Source organism: Granulicatella sp. 20925_1_45 (assembly GCF_041433555.1).
Taxonomy (GTDB): domain Bacteria; phylum Bacillota; class Bacilli; order Lactobacillales; family Aerococcaceae; genus Granulicatella.
This window is the reverse complement of record NZ_JAPWBR010000003.1, coordinates 62,952-80,574: the sequence shown is the minus strand read 5'-3', so window position 1 is coordinate 80,574 and position 17,623 is coordinate 62,952. Positions and strand designations below refer to the sequence as shown.

The 17,623-nt window shown below is 39.7% G+C and carries 18 protein-coding genes; 17 read left to right on the top strand and 1 reads right to left on the bottom strand.

What is annotated here, in order from left to right; translation table 11 throughout:
• Positions 1-23: 23 nt before the first annotated feature.
• Positions 24-296: an acylphosphatase gene (locus tag O3798_RS02020; RefSeq protein ID WP_371462866.1), complete on the bottom strand. Its 273-nt coding sequence runs from the start codon at positions 294-296 to the stop codon at positions 24-26.
• 98 nt (positions 297-394) lie between these two features.
• Between O3798_RS02020 and O3798_RS02015 the strand changes: the two genes are divergently transcribed.
• The 17 genes from O3798_RS02015 to fabZ all read left to right on the top strand — a co-directional run bounded on the left by O3798_RS02015 (position 395) and on the right by fabZ (position 17,621).
• A complete protein-coding gene (locus O3798_RS02015; protein WP_371462864.1) occupies positions 395-709 on the top strand; it encodes a DUF1033 family protein in 315 nt (104 codons plus the stop codon).
• Complete coding sequence (locus O3798_RS02010) at positions 702-3,158, top strand: DNA translocase FtsK (protein ID WP_371462862.1); 2,457 nt, start codon at positions 702-704, stop codon at positions 3,156-3,158. Before O3798_RS02015 ends, O3798_RS02010 begins: the two co-directional genes overlap by 8 nt.
• A 118-nt stretch (positions 3,159-3,276) precedes the next feature.
• On the top strand, positions 3,277-4,338 hold the full coding sequence (locus O3798_RS02005; RefSeq protein WP_371462860.1) for a BMP family protein: 1,062 nt from the start codon (positions 3,277-3,279) through the stop codon (positions 4,336-4,338).
• Between the two features lie 104 nt (positions 4,339-4,442).
• Positions 4,443-5,993 (top strand): ABC transporter ATP-binding protein, encoded by a 1,551-nt coding sequence (locus O3798_RS02000; RefSeq protein WP_371462858.1) that lies wholly within the window; start codon positions 4,443-4,445, stop codon positions 5,991-5,993.
• 1 nt (position 5,994) lies between these two features.
• On the top strand, positions 5,995-7,053 hold the full coding sequence (locus tag O3798_RS01995) for an ABC transporter permease (protein ID WP_371462856.1): 1,059 nt from the start codon (positions 5,995-5,997) through the stop codon (positions 7,051-7,053).
• A gap of 6 nt (positions 7,054-7,059) precedes the next feature.
• On the top strand, positions 7,060-8,019 hold the full coding sequence (locus O3798_RS01990; protein ID WP_371462854.1) for an ABC transporter permease: 960 nt from the start codon (positions 7,060-7,062) through the stop codon (positions 8,017-8,019).
• 72 nt (positions 8,020-8,091) lie between these two features.
• The gene (locus O3798_RS01985) at positions 8,092-9,180 is read left to right on the top strand and encodes a PotD/PotF family extracellular solute-binding protein (RefSeq protein ID WP_371462852.1); all 1,089 of its coding nucleotides are present in this window, start codon (positions 8,092-8,094) and stop codon (positions 9,178-9,180) included.
• 1 nt (position 9,181) lies between these two features.
• Positions 9,182-10,768 carry an amidohydrolase gene (locus tag O3798_RS01980; protein WP_371462849.1) on the top strand — a complete coding sequence of 529 codons (1,587 nt, stop codon included), beginning with the start codon at positions 9,182-9,184 and terminating at the stop codon, positions 10,766-10,768.
• 248 nt (positions 10,769-11,016) lie between these two features.
• Positions 11,017-11,478: a MarR family winged helix-turn-helix transcriptional regulator gene (locus tag O3798_RS01975; RefSeq protein ID WP_371462847.1), complete on the top strand. Its 462-nt coding sequence runs from the start codon at positions 11,017-11,019 to the stop codon at positions 11,476-11,478.
• Positions 11,479-11,495: 17 nt separating this feature from the next.
• On the top strand, positions 11,496-12,434 hold the full coding sequence (locus tag O3798_RS01970; RefSeq protein ID WP_371462846.1) for a beta-ketoacyl-ACP synthase III: 939 nt from the start codon (positions 11,496-11,498) through the stop codon (positions 12,432-12,434).
• 26 nt (positions 12,435-12,460) lie between these two features.
• Complete coding sequence (locus tag O3798_RS01965) at positions 12,461-12,691, top strand: acyl carrier protein (protein ID WP_048712258.1); 231 nt, start codon at positions 12,461-12,463, stop codon at positions 12,689-12,691.
• Positions 12,692-12,713: 22 nt separating this feature from the next.
• Positions 12,714-13,667, top strand: coding sequence for an enoyl-[acyl-carrier-protein] reductase FabK (gene fabK, locus O3798_RS01960; protein ID WP_285252240.1), 954 nt, complete (start codon positions 12,714-12,716; stop codon positions 13,665-13,667).
• 81 nt (positions 13,668-13,748) lie between these two features.
• A complete protein-coding gene (gene fabD, locus O3798_RS01955; RefSeq protein ID WP_285252241.1) occupies positions 13,749-14,702 on the top strand; it encodes an ACP S-malonyltransferase in 954 nt (317 codons plus the stop codon).
• 4 nt (positions 14,703-14,706) lie between these two features.
• Positions 14,707-15,438: a 3-oxoacyl-[acyl-carrier-protein] reductase gene (gene fabG / locus O3798_RS01950; protein ID WP_371462843.1), complete on the top strand. Its 732-nt coding sequence runs from the start codon at positions 14,707-14,709 to the stop codon at positions 15,436-15,438.
• A gap of 20 nt (positions 15,439-15,458) precedes the next feature.
• Positions 15,459-16,694: a beta-ketoacyl-ACP synthase II gene (fabF, locus tag O3798_RS01945; protein WP_371462841.1), complete on the top strand. Its 1,236-nt coding sequence runs from the start codon at positions 15,459-15,461 to the stop codon at positions 16,692-16,694.
• Between the two features lie 3 nt (positions 16,695-16,697).
• Positions 16,698-17,165: an acetyl-CoA carboxylase biotin carboxyl carrier protein gene (gene accB, locus O3798_RS01940; protein ID WP_371462839.1), complete on the top strand. Its 468-nt coding sequence runs from the start codon at positions 16,698-16,700 to the stop codon at positions 17,163-17,165.
• Between the two features lie 33 nt (positions 17,166-17,198).
• Positions 17,199-17,621 carry a 3-hydroxyacyl-ACP dehydratase FabZ gene (fabZ, locus tag O3798_RS01935; RefSeq protein WP_192831712.1) on the top strand — a complete coding sequence of 141 codons (423 nt, stop codon included), beginning with the start codon at positions 17,199-17,201 and terminating at the stop codon, positions 17,619-17,621.
• Positions 17,622-17,623: the final 2 nt, after the last annotated feature.

Below are 17,623 nucleotides of genomic sequence, written 5' to 3'. Positions count from 1 at the left end.
TTTCGTTGAAATAGCAACGTTCTTTATATAATTTGAAACTTTGTGTATAGAGGTGCGTCATGGACTTCACTTTCTTCATAGCGATCAACACGTCCGTAAGGGGAAACGGAAGCTTTAACTCTTTCGATAAAACGAGTGACGGCTTTATCTTCGCCTTGTGCAATCACAAATACAGAGCCATCCATTTTATTTTGAACAGTGCCACAAATATCTAATTGAATCGCGAGTTGGTGCGTGAAAAAGCGGAATCCGACACCTTGAACACGTCCCCAGACACGAATTTGTCTTGTAATCATAGAAAGACCTCCAAAAAGTAGAATTATTTTGTCATCTCTATGAAACAAGATTACCATGATTTCGCAAAATTTGGTATACTAATAGACGAGGTGAAAACATGTTTAAAGTAATTGAGACAGCAGGTCAAGATGAACCGTGGTGGTTTTTCGATGACTGGGAAAAAATGATTGTTTCGACTGAAGAATTTTCTTCTTTAGAAGAAGCGAAAAATAGTTTCCAACAGCATGAAGCAAGACTTGCTTCTAACTATCCAGAAAAACGATCAAAAGGAACAAGCGCCATTGCCTTTTGGAATGAGAAAGAACAAGATTATTGTGTGGCGTGTGAATGTGATGTTCAAATTTTCCATGGACTGATTTTAGTCGATGAAAATAATCAATTAGTAGAAGAGAAAGGAGAAGAACGTGGCTAAACAAACGAAGAAAAAAACACAAAGAAAAAATACAAAGAATACCAATCCGTTTTTATCGATTGAAGCTGTAGCCGTATTTATTATTGTCTATAGTTTATTAGCAACTTTTCAATTAGGATTCTTAGGAAAATTCTTTGCAAACCTGATTCGTTTCTTTATCGGGGATTTATATGCCTTCGGTGGGGTGTGCGGAGTTCTTGCAGGATTCGGTATGTTATTTCGTGGACGCATGCCTAAGATTATGTGGAGATGGACTGCTGCAGCTATTTCATCAAGCGTGGCACTTCTCTTATTCGTGTCAGTGATGACTTATAGTAGCTTTACAAGTTCAGGTTCTCCTGTTTTCCAAGAAATGATGAATCGTTTCATGGTGGACTTTACGTCTAATACCGTTTCTCAACGACTCGGTGGTGGTGTATTAGGAACTCTTCTTTATTCATGTACGTATTTCCTTGTTTCACAATGGGGAACGTATTTAATCGTCTTCTTATTATTAGTATGTAGCGGACTCTTAATCTTCAACGTGCATTTAAGTGACGTGATGGATTTTGTACGTACTCAAACAGCGAATGCTTCTGAAAAGTTAGCTGAGCGTAAAGCCGAACGCGAAGCACGCCGTTTGGAAGAAGAACAAGACGCTGAGGAGAAAGTTGTGGCAACACCTGTAGCACCGGCTCCTGCTCCAGTACAAACAGAAACACCTGAAAAGCCAAAAGAACCAAGAAAACCGCATTCGTTATTAGACCGAATGAAAGATGTGTTCTTTGATGAATATGAAGATGAAACATTAACAGAGGACGAATATGCAACGTCTCCAATGGTAGAACCTATTGAACCGATTCCGCCAGTGGAACCAGTAGCTCCTGTTCAACCAGTAGCGCCAGTGATTCCTCCGCAACCAGTAGCTCCTGTTTCAGTTCAAAAGCCAGAAGAGCCTGAGTTTGAGGATGATGGTGAAGACATCGGGGAACTTTCAATGAGTGGTGAACAAAATGATGAAGATTATCAGTTGCCACCAGTGACTTTATTAAATCCTGTACAACAATCGGATCAATCGAATGAACGTACGATTGTAGAACGCAATATGCGTATTTTAGAGCGTACCTTTGCAAGTTTCGGGGTAGATGCTAAAGTAATGCCTAACCCAATGCTAGGGCCAGCCGTTACAAAATACGAAATTCAACCAGCGATTGGTGTAAAGGTAAGTAAGATTGTTAACTTGAGTGATGATATCGCGCTTGCACTTGCTGCTAAAGATATTCGTATTGAAGCTCCAATTCCAGGGAAGCCTTATGTAGGGATTGAAGTTCCAAATAGCCAAACAAGTTTTGTTTCCTTTAGCGATGTGATCCAATCAGCAATTCAATCACCAAAACCATTAGACGTACCATTAGGAAGAGATATCTCTGGTAATGTTCGTCTTTGCGATATTACAAAAATGCCGCATATGTTAATTGCCGGTTCAACTGGTTCTGGTAAATCGGTATGTATTAACGGCATTATTACAAGTATTTTAATGAAGACAAAACCACATGAAGTGAAATTAATGATGATTGATCCGAAGATGGTGGAGTTGAATGTGTATAATGGCATTCCTCATCTATTAACTCCGGTTGTAACGAACCCTCGTAAAGCCGCTCAAGCCTTACAAAAGGTTGTAGCTGAGATGGAAAAACGTTACGAATTATTCGCTTCAATGGGAATGCGTAATATCGATGGATATAACGCTCATGTCGAACAATATAACCGTGAAACTGGCGAAAATAACCCGACACTTCCTTATATCGTCGTAATCGTAGACGAACTTGCGGACTTAATGATGGTTGCAAGTAATGAAGTGGAAGATGCGATTATCCGTCTTGCGCAAATGGCTCGTGCTGCCGGAATTCATATGATTCTTGCAACACAACGTCCATCTGTTGACGTTATTACAGGGATTATTAAAGCCAACGTTCCTTCTCGTATCGCCTTTGCGGTATCCAGTGGTACAGACTCTCGTACGATTATCGATGCCAATGGTGCTGAGAAACTTCTAGGGCGTGGGGATATGCTTTATATGCCAATGGGTGAAAATAAACCAATTCGTGTACAAGGAGCATTCCTAACGGACGAAGAAGTCGAACGTATCGTTGATTTCGTCAAGAATCAACAAGAAGTAGAGTATGATGAAGCGATGATGCCTTCAGAAAATACCGCTTCTGCTGGTGGAAGTGAACCAGAAGACGAATTATTCTACGAAGTCATCGAACTATTAAAAGAACAAGAAACGATTAGTACCTCTTATTTACAAAGAAGATTCCGTATCGGATTTAACCGCGCAGCTCGTATGATTGATGATTTAGAAGCGCGTGGTTATGTTGGACCTGCAGATGGAAGTAAAGGAAGAAAAGTGAATGTTCATGTTTTCAATGAAAATGACGCTTCCGAAACAGGTGAAACGAACGCATAGAAATGTAAAAACCGAACGTTTTTCATAAAAAATACCTCCAATGAAAAGATTTAGCTTGATTTTCATTCTATTTATGTTAGAATGACTGTAGTAAATCATTTATTGGAGGTTTTTTATCGTGAAAACTAAAAAGAATTTAGCTTTATTTGCATTGACACTTGGTGCGACTGCTGTATTAGCAGCGTGTGGCGGATCAAAATCTGATAGCTCACAAGCATCTTCTCAAAACTCTGGCTCTTCAGACAACTTTAAAGCGGTAATGGTATCTGATACTGGCGGTATTGACGATAAATCATTCAACCAAGGCGCTTGGGAAGGCCTTCAAGAATGGGGTAAAAACAACGGTGGTAAAACAAAAGGGAATGGTATTGATTACATTCTTTCAAAAGCAGAATCTGACTATACTACAAACCTTAACACTGCGGTTTTAAATGAATACAATATTATTTTCGCAATCGGATTTAAATTACAAAAAGCTGTTGATGAAGCTGCGAAACAAAATCCAGATGCACACTTTGCGATTATCGATAGTGTGGTTGAACAACCAAACGTTGCTTCAATCAACTATAAAGACCAAGAAGCAGCATTCCTTGCAGGGGTTGCAGCTGGTTTAACAACTAAAACAAATAAAGTTGCTTTCATCGGTGGTATGCACGGTCCAGCATTAGACAAATTCGAAGCTGGTTTCAAAGCAGGAGTTCAAGCAGTTAACCCTAAAGCAACTGTTGAAATTCAATATGCTGAATCATTCTCAGATGGTGCTAAAGCAAAATCTCTTGCAGAAGCAATGTACGCTTCAGATGTTGACATTATTTATGCAGCAGCTGGTGGTGCAGGACTTGGAGTATTTGCAGCAGCTAAATCAATCGTTGAAGCAAATCCAGATCGTCAAATTTGGGTAATCGGGGTTGACCAAGACCAACAAGCAGAAGGTAAAGTGAACGACTCTCGTAACGTAACATTGGCATCTACACTTAAAGGTGTAAAACAAGCACTAATCAAATTTAGTGAAGATGCTTCTAAAGGGAACTATCACGGTGGTGAACAAGTACTTTACGGATTATCTGATAATGGTGTTGGTTTAACAGATGGTCAATTATCAGACTCAGTTAAGGAAAAAATTGCTGTATTCAAAAAAGCAATTATCGAAGGAAAACAAGAAGTTCCTGCGAAACCTTAATTTTAAATAAACGAACTTGAATTGAGAGGAGTAGGAGTTGAAGAGAATGCGAATTTCTTCGCTCCTACTTTTTTATACATAGAACACTTTGTGGGGTGAGACGATTGGTAGAAGAAACATTTGTGATTGAGATGAAAGGCATCACAAAAAAGTTTGGTAATTTTGTAGCCAATAATCAGATTGATTTAACATTGAAAAAAGGCGAAATCCATGCGCTTCTTGGAGAAAACGGAGCGGGAAAATCGACATTAATGAATATCCTTTCAGGGTTATTAGAACCAACGGAAGGAGAAATTAAAGTAAATGGTGTTCCAACAAAAATTGATTCGCCAAATACAGCGAATCGCTTAAAAATTGGAATGGTTCACCAACACTTTATGCTTGTGAAGAAATTCAGCGTAGTGGAGAACATTATCCTGGGTAAGGAGCAAACAAAGTTCGGTTTTATCGATAAAAATGCGGTAAAAGAAGAAATTATGGAACTTTCTAAGAAATACCATCTAGCTGTAGACCCTGATGCAAAAGTAGAAGATATTACAGTTGGAATGGAACAACGTGTTGAAATCTTGAAAACTTTATATCGTGGTGCCGATATTTTGATTTTTGATGAACCAACAGCAGTACTAACTCCTCAAGAAATCGAAGAGCTTATTGTCATCATGAAGCAATTAACTAAAGAAGGAAAATCGATCTTCTTAATTACGCATAAGATTAAAGAAATCCAAGCGGTTGCGGATCGCTGTACGGTTATTCGTCGAGGCAATGTGATTGGAACTGTTGAGATTGGTAATGTTTCAGACCAAGAGTTAGCGGATATGATGGTGGGACGTTCGGTATCTTTCAAGACGCAAAAAGAACCTGCTAAACCAACAACAGATGCATTAGTCATTAAAAATCTTATTGTGAAAGATAGCCGTGGTATCGAAGCGGTGAAAGGATTAGATTTAACTGTAAGACATGGTGAAGTTGTAGGGATTGCAGGGGTTGACGGAAACGGACAATCAGAACTCATTCAAGCCTTATCTGGTTTGCGTGCTATCGAGAGTGGTTCGATTCAACTAGATGGAAAAGAAATCACGAAGTTACCTACAAGACAACGGACTGAAGGAGGTCTTGGGCATATTCCAGAAGACCGTCATAAACATGGTCTTGTTCTTCAAATGGGACTCGATGAAAACATCGGTATTCAAACATACTATAAAGAACCGTTATCGAAGAACGGCTTCTTAAATAAGAAGGCTTTTGTGGACTTAGCGGAACGCTTAATCGAAGAGTTTGACGTGCGTACTCCAAGTCCAACGGTGGCAGCTGGAGCTCTTTCTGGTGGGAACCAACAAAAAGCGATTATCGCGCGTGAAATCGACCGTGACCCAAGTTTACTCATTGCAGCACAACCAACCCGTGGACTTGACGTTGGTGCGATTGAATACATTCATAAGCGTTTGATTGATCAACGGAATAAAGGAAAAGCCGTATTGCTCATGAGCTTTGAATTAGATGAAATTCTAAACGTTGCGGACCGCATTGCTGTCATGTATGAAGGTCGAATCGTTGATGTGTTAGATACAAAAGAAACAAATGAAACTGAATTAGGATTATTAATGGCGGGTTCGACAAGAGAACAAGTAAGAGCCAAGGAACAGGAGGCGTTATAAGATGAAGGGTGCAGAATACAAAAAGATTCTTATTCCAGTCCTTTCAGTTGTGCTTGGATTATTAGTCGGAGCTCTTATTATGTGGGTATTCGGCTTTGATGTTGTTAAAGGATATTCCGCATTACTCAAAGGATCGCTTGGAAAACCATTTTATATTGGTGAAACCTTAAGACAAGCCACACCTTTAATTCTTGTCGCGCTCGGATTTGCATTTGCAAGTTACGCAGGTTTCTTCAATATTGGGGTTGCTGGTCAAGCGTTAGTCGGTTGGTTTGCTTCCGTTGCAACAGGTCTCTTACTGCCAGATTTACCTAAGATCATTCTATTACCATTATGTATTTTCATGGGGATGTTTGCAGGGGCTATTTGGGCAGGAATTGCTGGTTACTTAAAAGCGTACTTTAACGCAAGTGAAGTAATTGTGACGATTATGTTGAACTATACAGCGCTTCATATCGTAAACTATGTGATTCGTGAAGTATTAACAGAAAAAGCAGAAATCACAGCTTCAGTTCCAGAAGCAGCAAGCTTAAGAATGCAATTCTTGTATCAATTGACAGGAAAATCAACCTTGCATGGAGGTATCTTTATTGCGATTCTGGCTGTCTTCATTGTGTGGTTAATTATGAATAAAACAACAACTGGTTTCGAATTAAAAACAGTAGGATTAAATAAACACGCTGCAGAATATGCAGGAATGAGTGCGAAAAAGACGATTATTCTTGCGATGGTTATCTCTGGTGCCTTAGCAGGTCTTGGTGGAGTAATGGAAGGGTTAGGAACTTTCCAAAACGCATTCGCTTCAGAAAGTCTTCCAAGTATTGGATGGGACGGAATGGCGGTATCGCTTCTTGGGTTGAATAATCCAATCGGTATTCTATTCTCTGCATTAGTATTTGCCATTCTTCGTATCGGTGGGATTTCAATGCCACTACTAGCAAAGATTCCTACAGAAGTCGTATCTATTGTGGTGGCATTTATCATCTTCTTTGTGGGTGCGAACTATTTAATGGAAGTTATTGTTGATAAATTCCCTCAATTTGGGAAGAGAAAGGGGTAATGAGAAATGGATTTAGTAACACTTTTACAAGTAGTTGTTGGGAACATGCTCATCTACTCAACACCGCTGATTTTAACAGCTTTAGGGGGTATCTTCTCAGAACGAAGCGGGATTGTAAATATCGGTCTTGAAGGAACAATGGTGATTGGAGCCTTTGCATCAGCCGTCTTTAACTTAGCGTTCGCATCACAATTTGGTTCATGGACGCCATGGGTTGCTCTAATTGTCGCGGCAGTTGCTGGAATGTTGTATTCAGCGATTCACGCGTTCGCAACAGTTTATCTGCGTGCAGACCATATTATTTCAGGGACAGTGTTAAACTTACTAGCACCTGCCTTAACCGTGTTCCTATGTCGCTTGATGTATAACGAAATCGGACAAACGGAAATCATTACAAACTACTTTGGTAAAACAACGATTCCAGTACTCAGTTCGATTCCAGTCATTGGGAAAATCTTCTTTACAGATACATTTGTTCCGGCTTACTTAGCAATTGGATTAGCATTTGTTTGTGCGACGGTTTTAAATAAGACAAAATTTGGATTACGATTACGTTCTGTAGGGGAACATCCGCAAGCAGCAGATACATTAGGAATTAATGTTTACCATATGCGTTTTGCAGGAGTATTAATATCAGGGTTCTTGGCAGGTATCGGAGGAGCCATCGTTGCTCAATCGATTACACTGAACTTCTCAGCGACAACGATTGCTGGTCAAGGGTTCATTGCGATGGCTGCGATGATCTTTGGTAAGTGGAATTCAGTGAGCGTTATGCTATCGGCGTTACTCTTCGGACTCGCTCAAAGTTTAGGGGTTATCGGAAACTATATACCAGTAATTAAAGATATTCCATCAATTGGCTTGACGATTGCTCCATATTTGATTACTATCATTGTATTGGTAGGATTCATTGGAAAATCGGAAGGACCAGCCGCTAACGGTAAGAACTACGTAAAATCTAAATAAGAATGAGAACTGCTTTTAATCTAGGTGCCATACTGTATTAAAAGCAGTTTTTTTAATGAGAAGGGGTCATAAATGAAAAAACTAGTATCTTTAATTGTTGCAATTCTTGCAATGGTTGCCATTTTATTTGGAGTAAAAAACATGCTTCAAGCAAAGGAATCTACAGAAGAAGTAGAAACTTCAGGGGAACAACAGCAACTATTCCTATTTAACTGGGGAAACTATATCGATCCAGAATTAATTAAGGAATTCGAGGCTGAAACAGGCATTCAAGTGGTCTATGAAACATTTGATTCAAATGATGCGATGGAAGCCAAATTAAAACAAGGTGGGACGCGTTATGATATTGTCTTTCCGAGTGAATCGAGCATTACAAAATTAGTGAATCAAAATTTACTTCAAAAACTCGACCATTCAAAAATTAAAGGACTAGAGAATATTTCTCCTTTCTTATTAAACAGTCCAGTGGATAATGGAAATCAATATACGATTCCGTATTTCTGGGGAACCGTTGGAATTATGGTCAATACGAAATATATCGATCCAGAAAGCATCCAAACATGGAGTGATTTATGGAAAGAAGATTTCAAAAATAAAGTGCTCGTCCTAGATGGAAACCGTGAAGCGTTAGGGATGGCTCTTCAATCTTTAGGATATTCATTAAATTCGAAGAATGAGAATGAATTACATGCGGCAGAAGTGAAGTTAAAAGAATTGAAACCAAATGTTCGCGCAGTCCTTAACGAAGAAATTAAAACAATGATGAAACTCGAAGAAGCTCCAATCGGAATGGGGTATTCAGGGGACGCTGCTGCAGTTGCGGAAGAGAATCCAAATGTACAATATATCTTGCCAAAAGATGGTAGTGCGGTTTGGACAGATAACTTTGCGATTGCGCATACGGCTGTCAATGTCGAAGGTGCGTATGCCTTTATTAACTTTATGCTTCGACCAGAAAATGCAGCAAGAAATGCAGCATACGTAGGTTACTCAACACCAAACGAAAAAGCAAAAGAATTGATGGATCCAGAAGTCACTGCTGATGAAACATTCTATCCTTCAGAAGAAATTATCAATTCATTAGAACACTATGAATATCTAGGAAATGACTGGATTCAAAAATATAACGAAGCCTTCTTAGACTTCAAGATGGAGTTATAATATGCATTACTATTTAAAAGCTAAAAATCTCTTTATTGGTATTACAACGACTGCAGTAGCTGGTATTTTAGAAATTAAAGACGGGCGCATTGTGAACCATTTGGATTACAATGCGCCTGTTGAAGGTGAAGTGCTAGATGCTGGCGATAAGCTAGTGGTTCCTGGTTTTATTGATGCTCATGTGCATTTATACTTATCAGCGTTGATTCATTTAGGAAAGATGAAGGCTGTAGGAGGCCCAACCATTGATGAGGTCGTTCTTCAAGCAACGTCTATTCCTGAATATAATGGATGGAAAATCGGAATTGGTTGGTATGCGAGTGACTTTGGTCAACAAATCCTACCAACGAAAGAAGACTTAGATAAAGCTTCAACAGACGTACCGATTTGTTTAATCGCAGGGGATGCGCATACGATTTGGTTGAATTCCAAGGCACTAGAAGTGTTGAAATTAACACCGGAAGCAATCCCGCAAAATATCGGTGGAGAAGCGGTCGTGGAGAATGGCGAACTGACAGGGGTATTCCTTGAAGCAAAAGCCATTTATTATTTATCGAAAGTATTGTCTGTCTATAAAGACGATGAAGAACAAGCCTTAAAAGAGTATATGTCGTATTTAAACAAAATGGGCGTGACGGCTGTTGGAGATGTTGCCTTAACGGGTGAGAGCCCAGATGACATTGTGTATCCAGAACTCTATAGTAAAGTGGAAAAGGATGCAACCGTCCGTGTAAGCTTCTTCCCAGCGATGCGTGAAGAGGTCGAACGTAACCGCGAGCTCTACAAGACATACCGTTCAGATATGCTCCAAATGGGGGGCGTAAAACAATTTTATGATGGCGTGACAAGTTCGCATACGGCTTATTTAAAAGAGCCATATCCGATGCCTTTCTTTGAAGGAGACGTGGGTGGGCCACTCTTAACAGAAGAGAAGATGGAACGCTTAACGCTTCTTGCTAACAAAGAAGGGTGGCCAATGCGGATTCATACCGTTGGAGATAAGGCGATTGAATTAACACTCAAAAACTTTAAAAAAGTGCAGGAAGAGACTCCTTTTGATGCACCAAATAAATTCAACACGATTGAACATTTGGAAGTGATGGATCCAACAGACCTTCCATTAACGGCTCAACCATCATTAATCGTTTCGGTACAACCGAGTCATTTATTGGTTGGTTATGAGACTCTGGATGAAGAAGTCGGGGCAGAGCGTGCGCGTCATATGTTTCCGTTTAAATCTTTCTTAGAAGAGGGCGCAACACTTGGGTTTGGAACAGACACTCCAGTTGTACTGGACGTGACACCGTTTGAATCGCTATTTAATGCGGTAGCTCGTCAAACGAAAGAGCAGCTACCAGTGCCATGTTTAATGCCAGAACAACGTATTTCGATTGGTGAAGCATTAAAAGCACACACGAGTGGGGCAGCAAAAGCACTCAGTCGTTTAGATATTGGCACACTAGAAGTTGGTTCGTTAGCGGATTTTGTTATTCTAGACCAAAATATTCTTGAAGGTGAAGCTGTTCAACTGTTAAACACGAACGTACTTGCAACATACGTTAATGGAAAATGTGCCTATAAAAAATAAATAAAAGGTTAGATAGTGTAATCTATCTAGCCTTTATTTGTTTGCCTAGAGTTCTTTCAAAATTGTTCTTTTTATGAAAATTACAAACAATAATTCCTAATTTGAAAGGAATGTAAGCTTTTTAAATTTTGAAAATAGTTTGAAATTCAAAACAAATAACTAAAAAAGGTTTGACAATCAAACTATCTTTCTTATATACTTTGATTATCAAATGATTTGATATTCAAACAAAAAGGAGAACATCTTTTATGGAACCAACTCTAGAGACCATAAACGGGTATTTGGTGGACGTCTTTAATCAAATGCTCGACATTGAAGAATCTTCGCTGGCGCAAAGCCAATTTAATGATTTATCCATTAAAGAGATGCATGCCATTGAAGCGATTGGAATGTATAACGAACATACGACAACAGAAGTCGCTAATAAATTAAATGTAACAGTTGGGACGCTAACAGTTGCGGTTAATGCTTTAGTGAAAAAAGGCTATGTTGTTCGTTTGAAGAGTGAAACCGATCGAAGAATTGTAATTTTAGGTCTGACCAAGAAAGGTCGCTTACTTTATCGTCTTCATCGTAAATTCCACGAGAAGTTAGTTTTAAAAACAATCGAGGGAATGAATGCTGAAGAAATAGCAGTTCTTGTTAAAGGACTTCATAATTTATATGATTTCTTACACGAGGCTGTACTAGCAAATCAAGAAGGGAAGTAGACATTGTGGGGGTTCAAGTGATAGCGACAAGTTCCTATCTCCCAACGTCCGTCATTACAAACGATGACTGGGCGAAACGAGTAGATACTTCTGATGAATGGATCGTTAAGAGAACAGGAATCAAAACCCGTTATTGGGCTAAAGAACAGACAACAAGTGAACTTGCGACAATTTCCGCAAAACGCTTAGTTGAAAAGAGCAATATCTCTCCTGAATCCATTGAATTTATCATTGTAGCAACGATGACACCTGATGCAGCAAGTCCTTCTTGCGCGTCACTTGTACAAGGAGCAATCGGGGCAACGAATGCATTTGCGTTCGATGTCAGTGCGGCTTGTAGCGGATTTGTCTTTGCCTTATCAACAGGATTAAAAATGTTGGAACACGGACAAAGAAAATACGGAATCGTTATTGGTGCTGAAACAATGCTCAGTTCACTCGATTGGGAAGACCGCTCAACGGCTATTCTCTTTGGAGATGGCGCTGGAGCTGTTCTTTTACAAAAAGATGAAGAGCCATTTTTATTGGCGGAAACATTACAAAATGATGGACAGAAATCTGAGGCGTTAGTCGCTGGAAAAAGAATGACAAATCAAACACTTTCAACCATGACAATGGATGGTCGAGGCGTTTATGAATTAGTCAGCAAAACTGTTCCAGTCAATATCCAAGATACTTTACAAAAGGCTGGATATACTGCCGACGATATTGATTTGTACTTGTTACATCAAGCAAATCGTCGTTTAGTCGAACAAGTGGCTAAGAAATTAAAACAACCGATCGAAAAATTCCCAATGAATATCGATCATGTTGGAAACACTTCGGCTGCAAGTATTCCGATTTTACTAAATGAACTGGTAGAAAACGGGACATTGAAAATCGGAGAACATAAAAAATTACTTTTATCAGGTTTTGGCGGTGGCCTAGCCTGGGGAAGTATCACAATCACACTATAATTTTTAAACTACTGGAGGAAAACACAATGACATTTGAAAAAATTCAAGCAATTATCGTAGATCAATTAGGTAAAGAGGAAGAAGAAGTACAATTAACAACTCGTCTTAAAGATGAATTAGACGCAGACAGCTTAGATTTATTCCAAATCATCAACGATATCGAAGATGAATTCGATGTGAAAATCGATACTGAAGAAGGACTAGAAACAGTTCAAGACTTAGTAAACTACGTTGATGCTCAATTAGCTGACAAATAATTTTAAAAAGGGATGGTAACACATGAAATCAAAAATCTGCGACATGATTGGAATTGAATATCCGATTATCCAAGGAGGGATGGCATGGGTTGCAAATCCTGCGCTTGCAAGTGCAGTGTCCAATGCCGGCGGTTTAGGAATCGTTGCATGTGGACACGCTCCTGGCGATGTCGTTAAAGGATTCATCGAGGAGATGGAACGTTTAACAGACAAACCATATGGTGTAAATATTATGCTATTAAGTCCATTTGTTGATGAAGTTGTGGATGTCGTTTGTCAGGCTGGCGTGAAAGTGGTTTGTACCGGTGCTGGTAACCCTGGCAAATACATGGCGAAATTTAAAGAAGCAGGAATTACTGTAATTCCAGTAGTAGCTTCAGTTGCTCTAGCGAAAAGAATGGAAAAAGAAGGCGCGGACGCTGTTGTTGTAGAAGGAATGGAAGCGGGCGGACATATCGGTAAGTCTACTACCATGGCTCTTTTACCACAAGTAGTTGATGCGGTAAGCATTCCAGTAATCGGTGCTGGAGGAATTGGTGACGGGCGCGGAATGGCAGCGGCTTTAATGCTTGGTGCCGATGCAGTTCAACTTGGAACTCGTTTCCTTGTTGCAACTGAATGTACTGCGCACGATAACTTCAAAGCTTCTGTATTAAAAGCTAAAGATATCGATACTGTGATTACAGGACAAATTACAGGACACCCTGTACGTGTGTTACGTAATAAATTAACAAAAATCTACTTACAAGCTGAGAAAGAGGAAACTAGTAAAGAAAATCCAGACTTTGAACGCTTAGAAGATATTGGACGTGGAGCTCTACGTAGAATCGTAGTTGAAGGGGATACTCAAATGGGATCAATGATGGCTGGTCAAATTGCTGGTTTAATTTCAAAAGAACAAAGCTGTTCTGAAATTATCCAAGAATTGATGGCAGAATCTCATGAAGTCATCCAAAAACAACTTGCACGTTTTTAATTAAATGAAAAAGGGAATGGTGAAATATGCTTATTTAGCATACTTCCACCATTTTTTTTACAGCGCAATAGGAGGAAACTCATGAAAATCGCATTTTTATTTCCAGGTCAGGGGAGTCAAAAAGCACAAATGGGCTTAGAAATAGCTGACAACTTCGAAGTGGCAAAAGCTGTCTTTGAAGAAGCAAGTAGCGTTCTGTCCTATCGTGTGACTGACATTCTTTCAGAAGAACCTGCCGCACTAATCAATCAAACAGAATATACGCAACCGTTGTTATTGACGGTTTCACATGCAATCGCAAGCGTCTTAAAACAAGAAGGTATCACACCGGATGTGACTGCGGGATTATCTCTTGGTGAATACTCAGCATTAGTGGAAGCAGGAGTCCTTGATTTCAAGGAAGCATTAAACTTAGTCGCAAAACGTGGTCAATATATGCAAGAAGCAGTTGTTGAAGGCGAAGGGAAAATGGTGGCTGTTCTAGGTCTTGAAGATAATGTAATCGAGGACATTTGCCGTGAAGTTTCTACTCCAGAAGCGCTTGTCGTTCCTTCAAACTACAACACGCCAGGACAATTAGTGATTGGTGGGCACGCTTCTGCAGTAGATGTAGCGAGTGAAAAATGCTTAGAAGCCGGCGCTAAAAGAGCCGTACCACTTGTGGTATCTGGACCTTTCCATACACCATTAATGGAAGAGGCGAAAGTTCGTTTTGCTCCTGTGATGGAAGTGGCAGAGTTACACGAAAGCAAATGCCCTGTATTAAGCAATACGCTTGGTACACCGCATGAAGGGATTCCTTCAAAAGACGTTCTCTGTGATCAAATTACAAATGCCGTGAAATGGAAACAAAATGTAGAGTGGATGCTTCAAGAGGGCGTAGATGTCTTTATTGAAGTAGGGCCTGGAAAAACATTGACGCAAATGGTGAAACAAATTGCCAAAGCAAAAGGTGCTTCTGTTCAATTATTCCACACAGATAACCTTAAAGCGGTGACAGAAACAATTGAAAAAGTAAAGGAACTGAAAGGATAACGAAATGAAATTTAAAGATAAAACAGTTGTTGTAACAGGAAGCCGTCGTGGTATCGGACTTGGAATCGCGTTAGAATTCGCTAAACTTGGCGCTAACGTTGTCTTAAACGGTACTCGTGAAATTGATGCAGAAACACTGGCACAATTTGATGCTTATCCTGGTGAAGTAATGACATTTGTTGGAGACGTTTCGAAATTCGACGTAGCTGAAAACTTTATTAACGAAGTAAAAGAGCGTTTTGGACGCATCGACGTGTTAGTCAATAACGCTGGAATTACGCGTGATGGTTTATTAATGCGTATGAGTGAATCTGATTTTGACGATGTAATGAATATTAACTTAAAAGGATACTTCAATATGATTCGTTTTGCGACTCCATTTTTCGTAAAACAAAAATCAGGAAGCATTATTAACATTACAAGTATTGTTGGAGTTACAGGAAATGCAGGTCAAGCAAACTACGCTGCAAGTAAAGCCGGAATCATTGGTTTAACAAAATCGGTTGCTAAAGAAATCGGTTCTCGTGGGATTACAGTGAATGCTATTGCTCCTGGATACATCGATACAGATATGACACAAGCATTACCTGAAAAGATTCGTAACGAATGGGAAAAACAAATTCCATTACGTCGTTTCGGTACAGTAGAAGATATTGCAGAAGCCTGTGTGTTCTTAGCGGAAACAAAATACGTTACAGGACAAGTGTTAAACGTTAACGGCGGATTATATATGTAATCTCTTAAAGGAGGAAAACAATGAATCGAGTAGTAATTACAGGAATGGGAGCAATCACTCCTTTAGGAAATGATGTTAATAGCTTCTGGGAAGGCCTTAAAGAAGGTAAGAACGGAATTGCTCCAATTACAAAATTTGATAAAAAAGACTTAGATGTTCATGTGGCGGCTGAAGTAAAAGACTTCGATGCTACAAAATACATGGATCGTAAAGAAGCAAAACGTATGGATTTATTCTGTCAATACGGACTAGCTGCAGCAATCCAAGCCGTTGAAGATAGCGGTATTACTCCAGAAAACACAGATTACGACCGCTTTGGTGTCATGGTTGGTTCTGGTATCGGTGGGTTAACAGTGATGGAAAGTCAAATCATCAAAATGCATGATAAAGGCCCAACACGTGTTGCACCATTATTCGTTCCAATGGCAATCGGAAACATGGTTGCAGGAAACATTTCAATGAAAATCGGAGCTCGTGGTGTATGTACATCATTAGTGACAGCCTGTGCAACAGGAACACATGCCATCGGAGAAGCGTTCCGTAACATTAAGCATGGATACTCAGATGTGATTTTAGCCGGTGGTGCTGAAGGTTCTATCTGTGAAATCGGAATTGCAGGATTCGCAGCATTAACGGCCCTTTCAAGCAGTGATAATCCAGATGCAGCTTCATTACCATTTGATAAAAAACGTGGTGGATTCGTAATGGGTGAAGGAGCAGGAGTTCTTGTTCTTGAAAGTCTAGAACACGCACAAAAACGAGGCGCTAAAATTTATGCAGAAGTCGTTGGATATGGTGCTACAGGAGATGCTTACCATATGACAGCTCCAAATCCTGATGGAAGCGGTGCTGGTAAAGCTATCTTACAAGCTATCGAAGAAGCAGGAGTGGCTCCAAGTGAAGTAGATTACGTGAATGCTCACGGTACTGGTACTCCAGCAAACGATTCAGCTGAAACAACTTCAATTCGTTATGCGTTAAAAGAAGCTGCCGATAAGGTTCATGTTTCAAGTACAAAATCAATGACAGGACACTTATTAGGAGCTGCTGGTGCTATCGAAGCGATTGCCTGCGTCAAAGCAGTTGAAGAAGACTTCGTACCACCAACGATTAATTTAACAGAGCAAGACGAAGCGTGTGACTTAAACGTAACTCCAAACGTTGGAGTTTCTACAAAAGTAGACGTAGCAATTAGTAATTCGTTAGGTTTCGGTGGACATAATGCCGTAATCTGCGTGAAGAAATGGAAGGATTAATACATGAATGTAGAAGAAATTAAAGAACTAATGACTTTGTTCAATGATTCAAACATGACTGAGTTTCATTTATCAAACGAAGAGTTCGAAGTGCAATTTAGTAAACGTGAGGAATATCCTCAAGTCGTTTCTAATGCCGTTGCACCAGTCGCAAACGTGGCAAGCCCAGTAGAAGCTGCACCAGTGAGTGCCGCGCCTTCTGCTGAAGCTCAAGAAGCTCCACAAGTAGCAACAGATGCAAAATACATTACAAGCCCAATCGTTGGGGTGGTTTACTTACAATCTTCACCAGACGCAGATCCATTTGTACAAGTGGGTAAACAAATCACTTCAAACGACACTGTATGTATTATCGAAGCAATGAAAATCATGAACGAAATTAAGAGCGACTTCAATGGTGAAGTTTTAGAAGTCCTTGTAGAAAACGGCCAAATGGTTGATTTCGGACAAAAACTATTTGCGATTCGCTAAACCCAATTTTAGGAGGAAATTAAGATGAACATTATGACTGTAACTGACGTAGCTGAGTTAATCCCTAACCGTTACCCAATTTTATTTATTGACCGTGTAGATGAATTAGTACCAGGTGAGCACGTTGTGGCACGTAAAAACGTGACATTTAACGAAAGCTTCTTCCAAGGACATTTCCCTGGTGAACCTGTAATGCCTGGTGTGTTAATCGTTGAAGCATTAGCACAAGCGGGTTCAATTCCATTATTGAAATTAGATTCTTTCAAAGGAAAAACAGCTTACTTAGGTGGATTAAACAATGTTAAATTCCGTCAAAAAGTAACTCCAGGAGATGTATTAACACTTCAAGTGGATATCGTGAAATTAAAAGAATATGCAGGAATCGGTAAAGGCGTTGCTTATGTCGATGGTAAGAAAGTCGCAGAAGCTGAATTAACCTTTATTATTGGACGTTAAGC

Coding starts and splice junctions, on each gene's coding strand:
- fabZ (WP_192831712.1), top strand. CDS start 17,199: ATGACTGTAACTGACGTAGCTGAGTTAATCCCTAACCGTTACCCAATT.
- O3798_RS01990 (WP_371462854.1), top strand. CDS start 7,060: ATGGATTTAGTAACACTTTTACAAGTAGTTGTTGGGAACATGCTCATC.
- O3798_RS01965 (WP_048712258.1), top strand. CDS start 12,461: ATGACATTTGAAAAAATTCAAGCAATTATCGTAGATCAATTAGGTAAA.
- fabD (WP_285252241.1), top strand. CDS start 13,749: ATGAAAATCGCATTTTTATTTCCAGGTCAGGGGAGTCAAAAAGCACAA.
- O3798_RS01985 (WP_371462852.1), top strand. CDS start 8,092: ATGAAAAAACTAGTATCTTTAATTGTTGCAATTCTTGCAATGGTTGCC.
- O3798_RS02020 (WP_371462866.1), bottom strand. CDS start 296: ATGATTACAAGACAAATTCGTGTCTGGGGACGTGTTCAAGGTGTCGGA.
- O3798_RS01980 (WP_371462849.1), top strand. CDS start 9,182: ATGCATTACTATTTAAAAGCTAAAAATCTCTTTATTGGTATTACAACG.
- O3798_RS02015 (WP_371462864.1), top strand. CDS start 395: ATGTTTAAAGTAATTGAGACAGCAGGTCAAGATGAACCGTGGTGGTTT.
- fabG (WP_371462843.1), top strand. CDS start 14,707: ATGAAATTTAAAGATAAAACAGTTGTTGTAACAGGAAGCCGTCGTGGT.
- O3798_RS01975 (WP_371462847.1), top strand. CDS start 11,017: ATGGAACCAACTCTAGAGACCATAAACGGGTATTTGGTGGACGTCTTT.
- accB (WP_371462839.1), top strand. CDS start 16,698: ATGAATGTAGAAGAAATTAAAGAACTAATGACTTTGTTCAATGATTCA.
- fabF (WP_371462841.1), top strand. CDS start 15,459: ATGAATCGAGTAGTAATTACAGGAATGGGAGCAATCACTCCTTTAGGA.
- fabK (WP_285252240.1), top strand. CDS start 12,714: ATGAAATCAAAAATCTGCGACATGATTGGAATTGAATATCCGATTATC.
- O3798_RS01995 (WP_371462856.1), top strand. CDS start 5,995: ATGAAGGGTGCAGAATACAAAAAGATTCTTATTCCAGTCCTTTCAGTT.